This window comes from Flavobacterium denitrificans DSM 15936, from assembly GCF_000425445.1.
Lineage (GTDB): Bacteria > Bacteroidota > Bacteroidia > Flavobacteriales > Flavobacteriaceae > Flavobacterium > Flavobacterium denitrificans.
The window spans coordinates 359191-375998 of sequence record NZ_KE384378.1 but is presented as its reverse complement, the minus strand read 5'-3'; the positions used below and the strand labels follow the sequence as shown (position 1 = coordinate 375998).

The 16808-nt window shown below is 34.5% G+C and carries 12 protein-coding genes; 6 read left to right on the top strand and 6 right to left on the bottom strand.

Annotated elements, in window-relative coordinates; translation table 11 throughout:
• Positions 1 to 57: 57 nt before the first annotated feature.
• The 3 genes from H600_RS0118105 to H600_RS0118095 form a co-directional block, all read right to left on the bottom strand.
• On the bottom strand, positions 58 to 459 hold the full coding sequence (locus H600_RS0118105; RefSeq protein WP_026730116.1) for a hypothetical protein: 402 nt from the start codon (positions 457 to 459) through the stop codon (positions 58 to 60).
• 7 nt (positions 460 to 466) lie between these two features.
• Positions 467 to 1060, bottom strand: a complete 594-nt coding sequence (locus H600_RS0118100) for a dihydrofolate reductase family protein (RefSeq protein ID WP_026730115.1) — start codon at positions 1058 to 1060, stop codon at positions 467 to 469.
• Between the two features lie 99 nt (positions 1061 to 1159).
• Positions 1160 to 3487, bottom strand: a complete 2328-nt coding sequence (locus tag H600_RS0118095; RefSeq protein WP_026730114.1) for an nSTAND3 domain-containing NTPase — start codon at positions 3485 to 3487, stop codon at positions 1160 to 1162.
• Positions 3488 to 3658: 171 nt separating this feature from the next.
• Between H600_RS0118095 and pyrR the strand changes: the two genes are divergently transcribed.
• From pyrR to H600_RS0118065, 6 genes are all read left to right on the top strand, one after another.
• On the top strand, positions 3659 to 4198 hold the full coding sequence (gene pyrR, locus H600_RS0118090; RefSeq protein WP_026730113.1) for a bifunctional pyr operon transcriptional regulator/uracil phosphoribosyltransferase PyrR: 540 nt from the start codon (positions 3659 to 3661) through the stop codon (positions 4196 to 4198).
• A 183-nt stretch (positions 4199 to 4381) separates the two neighbouring features.
• Complete coding sequence (locus H600_RS0118085) at positions 4382 to 5311, top strand: aspartate carbamoyltransferase catalytic subunit (protein ID WP_026730112.1); 930 nt, start codon at positions 4382 to 4384, stop codon at positions 5309 to 5311.
• Positions 5312 to 5438: 127 nt separating this feature from the next.
• Entirely contained in the window at positions 5439 to 5771 is a 333-nt protein-coding gene (locus H600_RS0118080; RefSeq protein WP_026730111.1) for a hypothetical protein, read from the top strand.
• 94 nt (positions 5772 to 5865) lie between these two features.
• Entirely contained in the window at positions 5866 to 6771 is a 906-nt protein-coding gene (locus H600_RS0118075; RefSeq protein WP_026730110.1) for a ribonuclease Z, read from the top strand.
• A gap of 141 nt (positions 6772 to 6912) precedes the next feature.
• Positions 6913 to 7557 carry a pyridoxamine 5'-phosphate oxidase gene (gene pdxH, locus H600_RS0118070; protein ID WP_026730109.1) on the top strand — a complete coding sequence of 215 codons (645 nt, stop codon included), beginning with the start codon at positions 6913 to 6915 and terminating at the stop codon, positions 7555 to 7557.
• Between the two features lie 175 nt (positions 7558 to 7732).
• Entirely contained in the window at positions 7733 to 8236 is a 504-nt protein-coding gene (locus H600_RS0118065) for a CAP domain-containing protein (protein WP_026730108.1), read from the top strand.
• A 132-nt stretch (positions 8237 to 8368) separates the two neighbouring features.
• On the opposite strand, the gene H600_RS0118060 is transcribed toward H600_RS0118065, so the two are convergent.
• The 3 genes from H600_RS0118060 to H600_RS0118050 form a co-directional block, all read right to left on the bottom strand.
• Complete coding sequence (locus tag H600_RS0118060; RefSeq protein WP_026730107.1) at positions 8369 to 10309, bottom strand: OmpA family protein; 1941 nt, start codon at positions 10307 to 10309, stop codon at positions 8369 to 8371.
• An 11-nt stretch (positions 10310 to 10320) separates the two neighbouring features.
• The gene (locus H600_RS0118055) at positions 10321 to 11238 is read right to left on the bottom strand and encodes a PorP/SprF family type IX secretion system membrane protein (RefSeq protein WP_026730106.1); all 918 of its coding nucleotides are present in this window, start codon (positions 11236 to 11238) and stop codon (positions 10321 to 10323) included.
• A gap of 152 nt (positions 11239 to 11390) precedes the next feature.
• Positions 11391 to 16808: T9SS C-terminal target domain-containing protein (locus H600_RS0118050; protein ID WP_026730105.1), on the bottom strand; the 5418-nt coding region annotated here is incomplete at its 5' end.

The window sequence follows — 16808 nt, the reverse complement described above, 5'->3', positions numbered from 1 at the left end:
CATTTTAGTTAATTATGTCGGATTTTTCATTGCTATTTATGAAATAATAGTAAAATGTTAAAAAAAGGCTTTTCTTACTATTTTTACTTCCTCAAATACAAGTCCTGCAATAAGAATGATTTCTCCTGAAAAATAAAGAATACCAAAGACAGAAACGCTTTTATAATTGTAGAGTAGAATACCAAATGTTAGGATGCAATAAAGAATATTAGCTGTACAGATTATTTTTAAAAAAGGTTTCCAATTTTTCTTGACTAAAAAATAACATCCGATTGAATAAATGAAAAATAGGAATGCAATAATTGAAAGGTATTCGAAAATATCTTTTGATAAGCCAAAAAAGTTATTGAAATTTCTCAGAATAAAATAGAGTAGAAAAGTAGTTAGCAGAGCTCCAAAGCTGTCTAATAAAAATATATTTTTAGGTTTTGCTAAAAAGTTTCGAATACTTTCTTTCATCTAATTTTTATTCTCCAATAGTTCCTGTTTTTACATCACCCGCTCGTTTATAACTTACAGCAATTATACCGCTTGGTGTAGTAGTGCTTTCAACCAATGTAAATCCTGACGGAGTTGCACTATCCTTAAATAGTTTTTTACCTTTTCCAAGAATAATTGGATAAACGAGAAGCGCAAGTTCATCAACTAAATCATGCTCAAGCAAAAGCTGGACAAGTGTTGCGCTTCCCCAAACTTTAATATCTCCGCCTTCTGAATTTTTGAGTTTTTTAATATCCTCAACAGATGAAAGGAATTCTGAGTTTTCCCAATCAGAATTTTTTCTGGTGGAAGACAAAACGTATTTAGTAACTTCATTAATTCCCGGCCAGGCTTCTGCATGTTTCGGCCAATAGTCTTCAAAAATATCAAATGTTTTTCTGCCTAAAAGAATATCGGCGGGCTTCATTTGCTCCTGCATAACTTTGCCATATTCTTCATCTCCAAAAGGCGCCACCCAGCCTCCATATTCAAAACCACCCGAAGTATCTTCTCCCGGACCACCAGGCGCTTGCATTACGCCATCGATGGTAATCATGGTTATGACGATTAACTTTCTCATAATTTTGAGTTTTTGAATTTGATGTAAAATTAATTGAAAATCATATAAATGTGTTATATGTTTTTTAGGGAAATGTTTTAGGATTTGGAGGTAAAAATATTATTCGGAAAATAAATCATCTATTTTGTTTTCTTCGCTTCTCAAGTCTGAAGTTTTATCATATGATGGTCTATACATTGATTCTTTGTAAGATTTGTAATCATCATAAGAATAATCATCACGGGTATTGTTTTGGATATGTATATTCCAGTAATCTTCATCATTTTCAAAAGTGTAGCCGAAATCAATATAAGAATTTGGAAAAAGAATAGAACTTAATTCACTCTCAATAGTATAAAATTCTTCTCTATAAAGTTCAACATCTTCCAGGCTTTTAACCTGATCTTTATAATCAGATTTAATTGATTCTTCAGTATTAGACAGAATGACATTTACCAATTCTAATAATACTTCAAGTCCTTCTTCTGATTCAGTAAAGGCATCATAATCTTGATTGAAAATTTCGAAAATTTCTGGTATTTCTTTTACTGTTTCGATGTCATCTGTTGCGCTAATGAAACGATGTATTATTTTTTTGAAATTATTTTTAATAAATTCAATAGTTTTTGGTGAATTTCCTAGATTGTGGAATATAAAAGAAACATTATTTATTATAGGAAACCAACCCTTTTCCATAGAAATTGCTGAAAAGTATTTTAATAAAGCAGAATCTTTATTTATTGAAGGGCAGTATCTACAAAGTGTCTCCGCATATAAAGAATTTTTCTTGTTATTGTCAAGGTAATTTGATTCTAAGATGCTTATTTGATTATTATCGATACGATCTCTAATTATTAATTCTATTTCTTTGGAGATTTTTATTAATCCTTTAAAAGGATTGAATCTGCGAAGTTGTTCTATGTATTTTGCACTTGAGATAATCGCCTTTTTTTCAGATTCGGATTCAGAAACATAAGGAAGTAGAAAATCAATCAGTGAAGGATTTATAAAAGAATATTCTCGAACAGATTGATTGATGTAAAAATTAGATACTATAAATCCATTTAACAAAGTTTTGATAGAATCATTAAATTGATTAGTACTTATAATTTGGTTGTGTTCTGTCCTTTCGTATTTTAATCGTTCTTGGAATGCATCGAAAAGATTTGTTTCTTCCGCATTTTTTTCAAAAGTAAAAAGAGTTAATAAAAGGCATTGGTCAAAATAAGAGATTTGATTGTTAAAGGATGACCGCCAAATCTCTTTTGGATTTTTAAGATTTAACCATATAAATTCTCTATAATTTTGAGGAAGAATATGTTTAGTCTGATTTTTGTCAGTTATAAAGTTTATTAATCTTGGAATGTAATTTCGGTGCGAAATAATTTTATCGTAAAATTTATCTTGAAGTATTTTTTCAAATAAATCAGTGTGCAGTTCTCTGAAATAAATATGATTATAAAGGATTAATGCTTTTTCATATTTGCTATAATCATTCAGTTTTAATTCAAACTGATTAGAAGATAAGCTAGAGCGGCTAATCTTTTCGTATTTTTGAATAGCTTGATTTAAAATTACTGTTCTTGTAGTTAAAACAATGTATTTATTTGGAGTATTTCTAACTTGTTCAACAAATCGTGTTAATTGTGTTTCGGTTTTATGAGCATTAACTATTTCATTATAATTTGCTCCTAGAAAATCATCGAAGTAAAATAGTTGAGGTTTATCTTCTTCATTAATAATGACTTGTTCGGCTTCGGTAATATTTTCAACTTGATATATTTGAAAATTATCGAATGCTCTTTCTAGAATTAAAAGTTCAGCCAATGTAGTTTTTCCAATTCCAGGCTGTCCAGTTATTAATAGAAGTTTTTCTTTTAATAAAATTTCATTAGCTTCTGCAAGCTTTTCAGTCACGACATAAAATTTTACATTATTTTGTAATTGTTGAAGAAGATATCTAGATCGACTTTCAATTGCATTATTGAGGATTGAAGACAATACCGTAGTACTTGAAAACCATAATTTAAAATGATTTCTTTCTATCTGTGGATTTTTTTGCAAATAGCCATTTAAATCTTCTTTACCAATTATATCATTGGAAGTTTTAATATATGGATTTAGTAAATTTTTGAGTTCATCTTTTTGGAGGGCGGATAGAGAAAGAGAAGTTACTATAATATATCTCTCAGGATCTAATTTTTTAATTTTGCTAAATTCATCATTTTTAACTTTGGATTTTAATTGACTATATGTTGAACCAATGTAGTGTTTAACTTGAACAACAATAGAATTGTTGATTGTGGGTTTAGAGTATCGAAGATCTATGCCTTTGTCTTTCCCATTTTTAAAATGTTGAAGTTTTAAATCAAATTCTGCATTAAGTAAATCCTTCACTAGAATTTCAAAGTCTTTGTCGTTTAGAGTAGAAAAGTTATATTCATTCATGTCTTCTTCTTTAGTCGAATTTTTTAAAATTATATAAAATGAGTAATAATTGAATACTCTTATGAAATTTAAAAATAAGCATTTAATTAAAATGAAATATTTAAAAGTTCAACACCCCAACAAATAAAATCAGATTCCGTATATTTGCGCAACCAAACATTACAATCACTTATGAGTCAAAAAGTATTACTTAATTCGAAAGAAGTTACTATCATACTCCATCGTTTGGCTTGTCAGTTAATCGAAAAACATCTTGATTTTTCAAATACTATTTTAGTTGGAATTCAGCCAAGAGGTGTTTTTTTAGCGGAACGTTTAAAACAATTATTAGAAAACGAATACAAGGTTCCTGAAATTTCTTTAGGATATCTGGATATCACTTTTTTTAGAGATGATTTCCGTCGTACTGATAAACCGCTTGAAGCCAATAAAACCCAAATCAATTTTATAGTCGAAGACAAAAAAGTCATTTTTATCGATGATGTTTTGTTTACAGGACGAAGCATTCGTTCTGCCTTAACAGCAATCCAATCTTTCGGAAGACCTTCGGAAATTGAATTATTGGTTTTAATAGACAGACGTTTCAGCCGTCATTTGCCAATTCAGCCCGATTACAGAGGCCGTCAGGTAGATGCTATTAATGGTGAAAAAGTAATTGTAAGCTGGAAAGAAAATGATGGTGAAGATGTTGTTCACTTAGTGACGAATTAAATTTGGTTAATCGTTTAATCGGTTAATTGTTTAATCGATTCATTTCGATTACTCAATTAAAAAAAGTTGAAGCGTGAAATTGTTTATTGATTTAACGTCCAAAAGAGGACGATTAAACGATTAAACAAATAAACGATTAAACAACAAAAAACGATTAAACAAATAAACAGTTAAACATTAAACATGAAAGAATTAAGCGTAAATCATTTATTAGGAATTAAATATATCAACGAGAATGATATTAACCTGATTTTTGAAACGGCAGATCATTTTAAAGAAGTCATTAACCGACCAATTAAAAAAGTTCCTTCATTACGAGATATTACCATTGCCAATATTTTCTTCGAAAACAGTACCAGAACCAAACTCTCTTTTGAATTAGCGCAGAAACGTTTATCTGCTGATGTCATCAGTTTTTCTGCAGCTCAGTCGTCGGTTAAAAAAGGAGAAACGCTAATTGATACTGTAAACAATATCCTTTCGATGAAAGTGGATATGGTTGTAATGCGCCACTCTAATCCCGGAGCGGCTTATTTTTTATCTAAAAATGTCAAAGCAAGTATCGTAAACGCTGGAGACGGAGCGCACGAACATCCAACTCAAGCTTTATTAGACAGTTATTCGATCAGAGAAAAACTAGGAGATGTGGCTGGAAAAAAAGTGGTTATTGTGGGTGATATTCTGCATTCGAGAGTTGCCTTATCCAACATATATGCTTTGCAGATGCAAGGTGCAGAAGTAAAAGTTTGCGGACCAAAAACGTTGATTCCGAGATATATTGAATCACTAGGAGTTACGGTCGAGCCGAATTTAAGAAAAGCATTAGAATGGTGCGACGTTGCGAATATGCTTCGTGTACAAAACGAGCGTATGGATGTGAATTTCTTTCCATCAACACGAGAATACGCACAACAATACGGAGTAGATAAACCGCTTTTGGATTCTCTTAGTAAAGAAATCGTAATCATGCACCCAGGACCAATCAATAGAGGAGTAGAGATTACTTCTGAAGTGGCTGATTCTGATCATTCGGTGATCTTAAATCAGGTAGAGAATGGTGTTGCGATTAGAATGGCGGTTATTTATTTATTGGCGTCTAAGATTCAGCAATAATTTTGTTTCAAGTTTAATGTTTCAAGTTTTGGAACGTTTAGCTTAACAAACTTGAAACCTGAAACCTGAAACTAAAAAAAAACTTAGTAAATTAGCATAATAAATTATAAGCCCCTCAAATTATAAAATGAAAGTAGATCAAAAAGGACATACCGTTACCATTAAAGATACACAAGGAGATGTAAACGCTTTCTTGGAAAAAGTAACGCAACAAATTAAAACCTTTGAAAAACATAATATTATCATCGACTTATCTTCAAATTCGGAGATAAAAGAGAATGATTTAAAACTTTTTCTTCCTCTTTCAAAAGCTCAAAAAAAATCAAAAAAGTCATTTGTAATTGTGGCTTCCGATCTTGATTTTAACGCTATTTCAGATAAATTAGTTGTTGTTCCGTCACTTTTGGAAGCGCATGATATTATCGAAATGGAAGAAATAGAAAGAGACTTGGGATTTTAAAAATAAGGTTTAATTGTTTATTCGTTTAACTGTTTAATCGTTTTGATTTGATTTTAGCCGATTAAACGATTTACCGATTAAACAAATAAACAAATTGAAACTAACGATACTTGGCTGTTATGCCGCAACTCCCAGAACGATTACCAATCCAACTGCACAAGTTTTGGAAATCAAAAATAGATTGTTTTTGATTGATTGCGGAGAAGGAACTCAAGTTCAGCTTCGAAAGAATAAGATTAAATTCTCAAAGATTAATCACATTTTTATTTCGCATCTTCATGGTGATCATTTGTATGGATTGATTGGAACTATTTCGACTTTTTCGCTTTTAGGAAGAACCACCGATTTGCACATTTATGGTCCAAAAGGAATTAAGGAATTAATTCTGCTTCAATTAAAATTGACCGAATCCTGGACCACTTATGATTTGTTTTTTCATGAATTAGAATCAAAAGAAAGTGAAGTTATTTTTGAAGATAAACGCGTTATTGTAAAAACGATTCCGCTGAAACATCGCGTTTACACAAATGGTTATCTTTTTGAAGAAAAGCCAGATGAAAGAAAACTGAATGTTGAAGCTGTTCAGAAATATGATATTCACGTTGCTTATTATCAAAAGATAAAAAATGGTGGCGATATCACTTTGGATAACGGAACTGTAATTAAAAACGAAAAGTTGACTTTTGATCCGGCTCCTCCAAAAAGCTATGCTTTTTGTTCAGATACGGTTTATCATGAAGCTGTTATTCCGATTATTGAAGATGTCGATGTTTTGTATCATGAATCTACCTTTTTAGAATCTGAAGCTTCATTGGCACAAAAAACATTACATTCAACAGCAAAAGAAGCAGCGCGAATTGCATTAAAAGCAAATGTAAAACAATTAGTCCTAGGTCATTATTCGACACGATATGATGGTTTGGAGCGTTTTAAACAAGAAGCTGAAGAAGTTTTTCCGAATGTGCTTTTAGCAGATGATGGAGTTTCTTTTGAGTTTTGATTTATAAGTGACAAAGATACAAAGATACAAAAATACAAAGATACAAAGTCGCAAAGCGGCCAAGGTTTGAAACTTGAATACACAGATCACTCAGCATGACAAACTTGAAACCTGAAACCTGAAACAAAAAAAACAAAAACTATGAACGATTTAAGCAATTATAGAAGATCTTACGAAAAAAGTGAATTACTGGAAACCAATATTCCAGAAGATCCAATCAATCTTTTTAACCGCTGGTTTCATGAAGTGGAAGATTTTGGCGGAAGTGGAGAAGTAAATGCCATGACGGTTTCAACAATTGGGTTGGATGGTTTTCCGAAATCTCGTGTGGTTTTATTAAAGAAATTCTCTGAAGAAGGTTTTATATTTTACACCAATTATAATTCGGAAAAAGGAAAAGCAATTGAGAATAACCCAAATGTCTGTTTGTCTTTCTTTTGGCAGGAAATGGAACGTCAGGTTATTATAAAAGGAATTGCCCAAAAAACTTCTGAAAATATTTCCGATGGTTATTTTGATTCCCGTCCAGACGGAAGCAAGCTTGGTGCTATAGTTTCAAATCAAAGTGAAGTCATTCCTTCGAGAGCTTTTTTGGAAGAAAACTTGAAAAAACTTGAAGCTGAATTTGAAGGAAAAGAAATTCCGCGACCTGAAAATTGGGGTGGTTATTTAGTAACTCCTTTACAAGTAGAATTTTGGCAGGGAAGACCAAATAGACTTCATGACAGAATTCGTTATACAAGCCAATCTGATTTTTCATGGAAGATTGAGCGATTATCGTCTTAATTGTAAGAATTTTATTTACCAAAATAAAAAATAAATGCATTTCATCGATTAATTTTGTAGTTTACCGATAATTTGAATACGTTTGGAGTAAGAAAAGTGAAACAATTTATTCAAATATAAAAATTTAAAGGATTTGCCCCAACATTTACTTTAAGCATTAAACTACTGTATGATTATGAAGAAGATAATGCGCATCATGACGTTCATTGCAATACTACTTGCAATGAACGCATGTTCTGCTGACACAGCAGAGGGAACTGAAAACAGTACTTCAACTGAAATTCTGATTACGAACTACACATACAACGATTCAGAATTAGAAACCATGAAATTGATTAACGATTACCGCGTTAGTGTTGGTCTAAATGCTTTAGAGCCAATCAATCATATTTCTGCAAAATGCGAAGAACACAACAATTACATGATTGAAAAAAACGTGGTTGACCATAATGATTTTGTGGCGCGTTCTGAAAATATTACAAAAGTGTTAGGTGCAAAAAAAGTGGGAGAGAATGTTGCTTACAACTATAAGACTTCTGAAGCCGCTTTGAAAGCTTGGTTAGATAGCCCAGGACATAAGGAAAATATTGAAGGTAATTTTACTCATTTTGGCATTGCCGTTACTACCGATGCTAAAACGGGTAAAAAATATTATACTAACATATTTGTTAGATTATAAGCTTAATTGAAAACTGGTTGGTTTTTAGTGATCGTTACGGTTTTTTTAAGCTGTGACGATTTTTTTTAATAAAAAAAAGCTGCCAGCAACGGCAGCTTTTTTCTTTCCAAATATGATAATCTCAATCAATAACTAAAGTGCTGTAATGATGAATTCGCTTCGTCTGTTCATTTGATGTTCTTCTTCAGTACAAGGAACGCCGTCTGAACATTTATTGACAAGCTGCGTTTCGCCATATCCTTTTCCGGTTAAACGATCAGCTTTGATGCCGTTTTTGATCAACCATTGAATCGTAGATTTTGCTCTTCGGTCAGACAAGCCTTCATTGTATTGATGTGATGCACGGCTGTCTGTATGCGAACGAATATCAAGTTTCATTGCTGGGTAGTCGTTTAATACTGCTAAGATTTTCTCTAAATCTAATGCCGCTTCAGGACGAATGTTTGATTTGTCCAAATCGAAATAGATCATTTTGATGCCAAAACATTTTCCTAAATCATCACCAACCGTTACACGACACATGCGTTTGGTTAAAGCAATTGGCAAGTCGGTTTTTCCGCTAACCTTGTCGATTGTTACGCTGACTTCTTTGGTTTCGTAATCTTGGTTTTCAGCACGGACATTATAGGTTTTTTTGCAATCAACTGGAAATTTGTATAATCCTGTCGCATCTGCGATTGTGGTATTTTTGATTACCTGATTTTCGTATAAGGTCACTTTTGCTCCAGGCAAAATTTCATTTGTTGCAATATCGGTTATTAAACCGCTCAACTCTTGAATACATTTCAGCCTTCGGGTTTCTAAGAATTTATAGATATCATCAGAGCCTTCTCCGCCATCTTTATTGGAACTAAAATAACCAAGCCTGCTTTTCGAATCTATAAAATAGGCAAAATCATCTTTTGGGGAATTGACATCAGCACCCAAATTCTGAATATTGCTAATACTGCCATCGCTGTCGATATCTCCAACAAAAACATCTAACCCTCCCAATCCCGGATGACCGTCTGAGGCAAAATAGATTTCGTTGTCATCACTCACAAACGGAAACGTTTCTTTTCCTTCTGTATTTATGGTTTTTCCTAAATTTTCGGGAGTACCAAAACTTCCATCACCATTGATGCTTACTTTATAAATATCTGATTGTCCAACTGTGCCTGGCATATCTGAAGCAAAATAAAGTGTTTTCCCGTCTGGGCTAAGCGCTGGATGTGCTGTGCTGTAATTGTCACTTGTAAATGACAGCGGTGCTATGTTGGTCCATTGTCCTTTGCTGTCGAGACTGGCTTTGTATAATTTTACTAAAGTAATTTTATTTGCATCTTTACCTTTTTTTCCGTCTACAAAATTATTTCTTGTGAAGTAAGCAGTTTTTCCATCTTTTGAAAACACTGGAGTTGCTTCGTTGAATTTGCTGTTTAAAGCATTTTTGAATTTGTTTACTTTAGTAGCAGTATAAGTTGAAGGATCAACATCGGCATCATAAATATTGGTGAAATATTCGCCGGTCCATTTGTGTTTTCGTTGTGAAAAATTTCCAGTGTCTCGAGCAGAAGCAAAGTATAATTTGTTGTTATAAACAAATGATCCGTAATCTGAATATTTACTGTTTATTCCAGCATTTTCAATATTGTATCGCCCTGAGTTTGCTTTAATTTGATCGAGATAATTTACATCTTCTTTGTACAATCTTGCTCTATTGTCGTTTTTGTTTTTGGCATCAAATTCGTCTAGAATTTTATTTGCTTTTGAAGTTTCTCCAATTGATTTTAACGACTGAGCATATCTGTAGTAATATTCAGGTTCTATGTTCGAATTCATTGCAAACAACTCACCATACCATTTAGCAGCACCAGCAAAATCTGAATTGAAGTAGTAAGAATTTCCAAGTTTCTTGAACATTTCTTCAGATTTATATCCTTTATCTGCTACTTTTTCATACGTCTTTATTGCATCAACATATGCGTAATTATTGTATTTTTTATCACCTGAGTTTACTTTTGACTGCTGTGAATAACTGTCCAATGAAAAAACGCTTACAAATGTTATGCAAAGGAAAATATAATTTTTCATAGTACTTATTTTTAGAAGAAACGAGGAGTTGTGATTTTACCATTTTTAGTAAAGAATTCATAACGCAGGAATATCTCATGTGATCCTGAATTATAATTATTCAAGTTTGTGGTTTCATGATCGTAACCGTAACCTAAATAAAGACCGTCTGTGATTTGAAATCCAACCATAGCACTTAATGAAGCGCTCCATCTATAAGCAGCACCAACTACAAATTTGTCAAAAAACATAAAGTTTGCAGAAAGGTCAACTTGCAACGGCGCACCTTCGACCATTTTAGTAAGTACAGCTGGTTTGAATTTGATGTATTGGTATTTGTCCAAATCAAATACATAACCTGCCATTAAATAATAATTGATTTTGTCTTTGAAAATGGCAATATCATTATCGTCGTAGCGATTTGTTTCAATGAAATTTGGAATAGAAAAACCAACATAAGCTTTATCAGAATGCCAATAAACTCCGGCTCCTACATTTGGTGTAAACTTATTATCCAAATCCTGAAACTGTGGATCTCCTGAAATTTCAGGATTCAGTTTGCTGACATCTAGATTGAAAATATTGGCTGTTCCTTTGATACCAAATGAAAGCTTGAAATTAGCTGATGTTTGAACTGTATAGGAAACGTCAACAGAAATATTGTTTTCATTTGTTGGACCAATTTTATCATTAACGAGCGAACCTCCAATTCCCAGATTACTATTGTTTATAGGAGTATTTACTGAGAAACTGCTTGTTTCTGGTGCACCGTCCATACCAATCCATTGCGTACGATACAAACCGAAAATGCTTAAGGCTCCACGAGAACCTGCGTAGGCAGGATTTATGTTTATTGTGTTGTACATGTATTGCGTATATTGAGCATCTTGCTGCGCGTGACCTGCAATAGTTACAAACAGAATGACGAAGTAAAATAATTTTGTTCTCATAGTAGATATTTATTATTTCAATTTTACTATTGAATTATTAATGAAATCCTCTAAAAAAATCCACGATATTATTCTTTCAGCTCCCGGATTTTTAATGTTTGCTGCTGTATCAGGCTGATATACATTTTATATCAGCCTTTAGCAGTCTGGGTTTATTTTGAAAGATAGAGGTATCCGTCTTTTTTGTTATACTGAATTACATTATTACCGTCTAAAGATTTGTAAGTCACAATGTAGAAGTAAGTTCCTGTTGGCAATCCTTCAGATTTGTTAACAGTTGTTCTTCCTCGTGATGTTCCATCAAACGCATTCGTTGTATTGTTATAGTCAGTGGTTTCAAAGACTAATATTCCCCAACGATTATAGATCTCGACTGTGTTTCCTGGATAGCAGGTCAAGTCATCAATGCTGTCAATTACAAATACATCATTTATACCATCTCCATTTGGAGAGAAAGCATTATGTACAACTACATCACCACAAGCTAATACTTTACAATCATCATTAATTTCCATGTTTAGCATTACGCTTCGTGGGCAGTTTGCATCTCTTACTTTGTATTCAAATACGTAGTTGCCAAGTGCTAAGCCAAATGGATTTAAAACATTTCCTTGAAGTGCATTTGTTCCGTTTGTGTCAACCCAAGTTCCATCTCTTGGAGTGTCAGAAGGTAGCAGTGCAAGCAAGTCAACAAGAGTTGAGTCATCTGTACAAGCTGAACTAGACAAATTCACTACGGCACTTGGAGCCACTGTTATTGTTATTGTACCTGTGTCACAATTATCTGGATTTAGTTTTTCACAAATTTGATACGTATAAGTATAGGTTCCAGGAACAGTTAAGCTTGTTACATTTAAATTACCAGAGGCATCTACTGTAATATTTGGATCACTTTTTACTTCAGTCGCTTGTGGTAGCAAACTAAAGTTTACTAATTGAAGCGTTAGTGGCGACTGATTCAATAAATCATTGCTCAATACATTTCCAACTAACCCAAATCGGCCACAACCAATATTTGTAAAACTATCATCGTTTGCTACAATTGGAGTTTTGCCTACTGTAACGGTTACGATTGCTGTATCGCAGTTTCCAAAGTCAGCATTTTCACAAATTTGATATGTCAAAGTGTAAGTTCCTGCTGGAGTGTTTGGTGCTACTGTTATTGATCCGTCAGGATTTAATGTTAGAGCTCCTTTTGGATCTGGTGTTACAGTGGTTAAAGTAACATCGTTTGGATTTACTGGTGAACCATTTAAGGTATCGTTAGTATAAACGTTGATTACATTTGTTCCTCCTGTTGTTCCGTTTATTGGTCCTGCTGTATCATCATTGGCAACAATTGCAAATGTTGGTCTTGAAATACAGTAAGGATCAGCTGGCGGATAATTTACAACGATTGTTTCACTTGGATTAACAGAGATCGTAATAGTAGCTGTTGGACGAAGATTTTCAAATCCGTCAGGAGCTTGAATCCATTTGTTATCTTGGAAAACCCATCCTGGCCAATCGATACCGTTGCCATTCTGATCTACTACAGCACCTGGCCATAATACTCTTCCGCTCAGCGGTAAATTGGTCATTGTAGTTACTACATTGTTATTGCTGTCTGCCCATGTAATAGTTACCCCGTTTACAGGTGTAAAGTTTACCGCAGTTGCTGAATAATCAAGATACGGAACATCGTTCACACAAATTGATGTTGCAGTAACCGTCATCACTGGAGCTTCAATTGTAATAGTCACAGTTGCAGTGTCACAATTTGAAGTTTGGTCAGCTTCACATATTTGATATACCATTGTTAATGTACCTGCTGGTGCATTTGGCAGAATATCAACAGAACCATCAGGATTCAATTGTAAAAACTCGTTTGGAGTTACCGTTGTGATAACAACATCTGAAGCAGTTATTGGCTGACCTTCGAGTGTATCATTTGTTAATACATTTAATACATTTGGTGTTGTAGTATTAACTCCAGGGAAAGGTCCGCCGTTGTCATCATTGGCAACAATATCTTGGTATTCTTTACAACTTACTCCGAAGTCGATATCTAAGTGAACCAAATCTTCTGGTGTTACATTTACAACGTAGCCGTCAGCGCTGGTTGTTGTACAAACAGTGTGCATTTGTATTTTACCAGTTTTTGATGTGGCTTTTTTAGCTGTATTTGATGATGGTAATACTTTTACTAATCCGGTTGCTCCTAGAGCAGCACCAACAGCATCTAAATTTGCATCTCTCACAAATTTTACAGTGTATTCACCAAACGGATTTGCAGTTTCTGGTCTGTTTCTCCAGTATCCTTGAATTCCGACAATTACATCATCGTGATATCCATTCGGACCATCAACAAAAATATTTGAGCTTTTATCATTTCCAAATCCTCCGGCATTTAATTCTCCAGCATTTTGAGGTCCAACAAAGCTTCCATCACCATTGAAATCAATCCATTCCCATAAGCTGTAATCTATTGCGCCGTCGCTGTCTGGAATGTTTTTGGTTACAACACCGTCGTTGTTTGCATCGTACCATTCATCCTGAATTCCGTTGTTGTTAACATCATACCAAACATAATCTCCTAAAACCGGAAGATCTGATTTTCCATATAAGAAATTGTGAACTTGGAATTTACATTCTTCAAGCGTTGTAAAGAACAAGCTTGAATCGACAGGGTATAATTGATAAGCGCTATTCAAATTAGCGTCTTGAACTTGAACCAAATAACTACCTGCTACCATGCCAGAGAATGTATATTCTCCATTAGCATTGGTAATACGGATTAAAGTTGGTCCAGTGGTAGATCCTTGAGGAATTAAAGTTACTGGAACATTCGCAATAGGAGTGTTGGTGTCAACATTAATAATCTGTCCAGATATTTTAACTTTATAATTTGGTTGTGTTATAGTAACAGTAGCAGTTGCTGTACAAACCTGACCTTCTCCGTTTACTGGAGCAGTAGCAGTCAGAGTGTAAGTTCCTGCTGGCAAATTAGTATTTCCAACTACTTCATTATTAGCATTTGTAATAACAACTGTTGCACCTGGACTGCTAGTTACAGCAATCGAACCATCAGTTCCATCTAGACAGCTTACGTTTGTTGGAACTCCAGAAACAGATACTTGATTGTCAACAGTAAATGTTTGAACTAATTCTGTTTTGTTTCCTGCGCAATCTGTCAATATATAAGTTCTAGTCAATACATAAGCATTTCCGTCACAACCATTAGCTCCATTGTTAGAATCACTTACTGTAACAGTTACATTTCCGCCACAATTATCAGCTTCATCAATAATATCGCTAGGATTTCCAACTGGAATTTCAGTAGTGCTTTGTAAACCTGCTACATCTGCTGGAGCAGTTCCTGTTGGAGGAGTAGTATCTCTAACTGTAATGATTTGTGTGAATGATGCTGTGTTTCCAGAGCAATCACTAGTTGTCCATTTACGTGTTAAGGTATATTCAGTTCCACATTCATTTTTGATATCGCTTTTAACTTCTGATAATACAATTGGTAAATCCTCACCGCCGCAATTGTCAGTAGCCTGAACATTTGCAGGTTCTGGAACTGCATCACATGAAACTGTAATATCAGATGGAAGTTCACCACTAAATACTGGCTTGCTAGTATCTTGAATTGTGATTACTTGAGTGAAAGTTTCAGAAGTATTGCCACAATCATCTTTCACAGTCCAGGTATTAGTGTAAGTACCTGCATTTGAACATCCTTCAGAAGCTACAAACTGACCGCTTACTTTTACGATATTAGTAACATCACTATCGCACGCATCAGTTGCTGTAGGGAATAAGGCTTGCGCCGATGCCAAAGCTTCTTGGTTACTGCATTCTATAGTTGTATTTAAAGAAGCAGTTTGTGTTGTCCAAGTTGGAGCTGTAGTATCTTGAATCGTAATTACTTGAGTGAAAGGTGCTGATATGTTACCACAATCGTCTTTCACTGTCCAGGTATTAGTGTAGGTTCCCGCATTAGAGCATCCTTCAGAAGCTTTAAATTGGCCACTCACTTTTACGATGTTTGAAACATCAGCATCGCATAAGTCAGAGGCTGTTGGGAACTGAGCTTGAGCTGCAGCAAGTCCTACTGTATCGCTACATTCCAAAGTTACGTTTAGAGTACCGGCAACAGTATTCCAAATAGGAGCAGTTTTATCCTCAATTGTAATTACTTGAGTGAAAATAGCCGATGTGTTTCCACAATCATCTTTCACGGTCCAAGTATTGGTATAAGTTCCAGAATTTGCACATCCTTCAGAAGCTACAAACTGACCACTTATTTTTACAATATTAGAAACATTCGCATCACATAAATCTGAAGCTACAGGGAATAAGGCTTGCGCCGATGCCAAAGCTTCTGTATCGCTGCATTCGATTGTTTTATTTAAAGAAGCAGTTTGTGTTGTCCAAGTTGGTGCCGTTGTATCTTCAATTGTAATTACTTGAGTAAAAGTTTCAGAAGTGTTGCCACATTCATCTTTCACAGTCCAAGTATTAGTATATGTTCCAGCATTAGTGCAACCTTCTGAAGCAATAAACTGACCGCTTACTTTTACAAGATTAGAAACATCACTATCACATGCATCAGTTGCAGTAGGGAATAAGGCTTGTGCCGAAGCTAATGCTTGCGTGTCGCTACATTCTACTTTTCTATTTAAAGAATCTGTTTGTGTTGTCCAAACGGGTGCTGTTTTATCTTGTACAACTATTGTTTGACTTACTGGAAGAGAAACATTTCCACAAGCATCTTTAGCTGTCCAAGTTCTTGTTTTAGTATATGATCCAGGACAATCACCAGGAGTAATGGTATCTTCATAAGTTAAAGAAGAAATTGTACCATTCAAATCTGTTGCAGTTGCCTGAGCGAATACAGGTTCTGCAGGACAGTCGATTGTTGAGGTAGCTGGTAGCGGATCTATTACTGGCAAGATAGAATCTCCATCAATAATTTCAAATGATTCGCTATGTGTACAACCTTTTGCATCAGTAATTATTACAGTGTAGCTGCCAGAAGCAAGATTGCTAGCTGTAGCTGTAGTTTGTACTGGATTTGTGTTCCAAGAGTAAGTATATGGAGCAGTTCCTCCAGAAGCAATAACTGTAGCTGATCCTGTAGCTGCACCACCGCAACCTGGATTTATTTGTGATTTTGTTGCAGTCAATGCATTTGCTGGTTCATCAATTGTCACTGTTTCAGTATCAGTACAACCTTTTGAATCAGTCACAGTCACGATATAAGTTCCGGCAACAAGATTTGAAGCAGTAGCTCCAGTCTGAACAGGAACAGTGTTCCAAGAGTAAGAGTATCCAGCAGTTCCGCCAGTAGCCGAAGCTGTTGCAGAACCAGTAGCATCACCTTTGCAATTTACAGCAGTTTTAGAGTCGATTGCGACAGTCAAGGCATTTGCTGGCTCATCGATTATTACTGTTTCAGTATCAGTACAGCCTTTTGAATCAGTCACAGTCACGATGTAAGTTCCGGCAACAAGGTTTGAAGCAGTAGCTCCAGTCTGAACAGGAACAGTATTCCAAGAATAAGAGTATCCAGCAGTTCCTCCAGT

What these genes read in the sequence shown, in the direction of transcription:
- H600_RS0118105 (WP_026730116.1), bottom strand. Translation starts at nt 459, where the DNA reads ATGAAAGAAAGTATTCGAAACTTTTTAGCAAAACCTAAAAATATATTT.
- H600_RS0118100 (WP_026730115.1), bottom strand. Translation starts at nt 1,060, where the DNA reads ATGAGAAAGTTAATCGTCATAACCATGATTACCATCGATGGCGTAATG.
- H600_RS0118095 (WP_026730114.1), bottom strand. Translation starts at nt 3,487, where the DNA reads ATGAATGAATATAACTTTTCTACTCTAAACGACAAAGACTTTGAAATT.
- pyrR (WP_026730113.1), top strand. Translation starts at nt 3,659, where the DNA reads ATGAGTCAAAAAGTATTACTTAATTCGAAAGAAGTTACTATCATACTC.
- H600_RS0118085 (WP_026730112.1), top strand. Translation starts at nt 4,382, where the DNA reads ATGAAAGAATTAAGCGTAAATCATTTATTAGGAATTAAATATATCAAC.
- H600_RS0118080 (WP_026730111.1), top strand. Translation starts at nt 5,439, where the DNA reads ATGAAAGTAGATCAAAAAGGACATACCGTTACCATTAAAGATACACAA.
- pdxH (WP_026730109.1), top strand. Translation starts at nt 6,913, where the DNA reads ATGAACGATTTAAGCAATTATAGAAGATCTTACGAAAAAAGTGAATTA.
- H600_RS0118065 (WP_026730108.1), top strand. Translation starts at nt 7,733, where the DNA reads ATGAAGAAGATAATGCGCATCATGACGTTCATTGCAATACTACTTGCA.
- H600_RS0118060 (WP_026730107.1), bottom strand. Translation starts at nt 10,309, where the DNA reads ATGAAAAATTATATTTTCCTTTGCATAACATTTGTAAGCGTTTTTTCA.
- H600_RS0118055 (WP_026730106.1), bottom strand. Translation starts at nt 11,238, where the DNA reads ATGAGAACAAAATTATTTTACTTCGTCATTCTGTTTGTAACTATTGCA.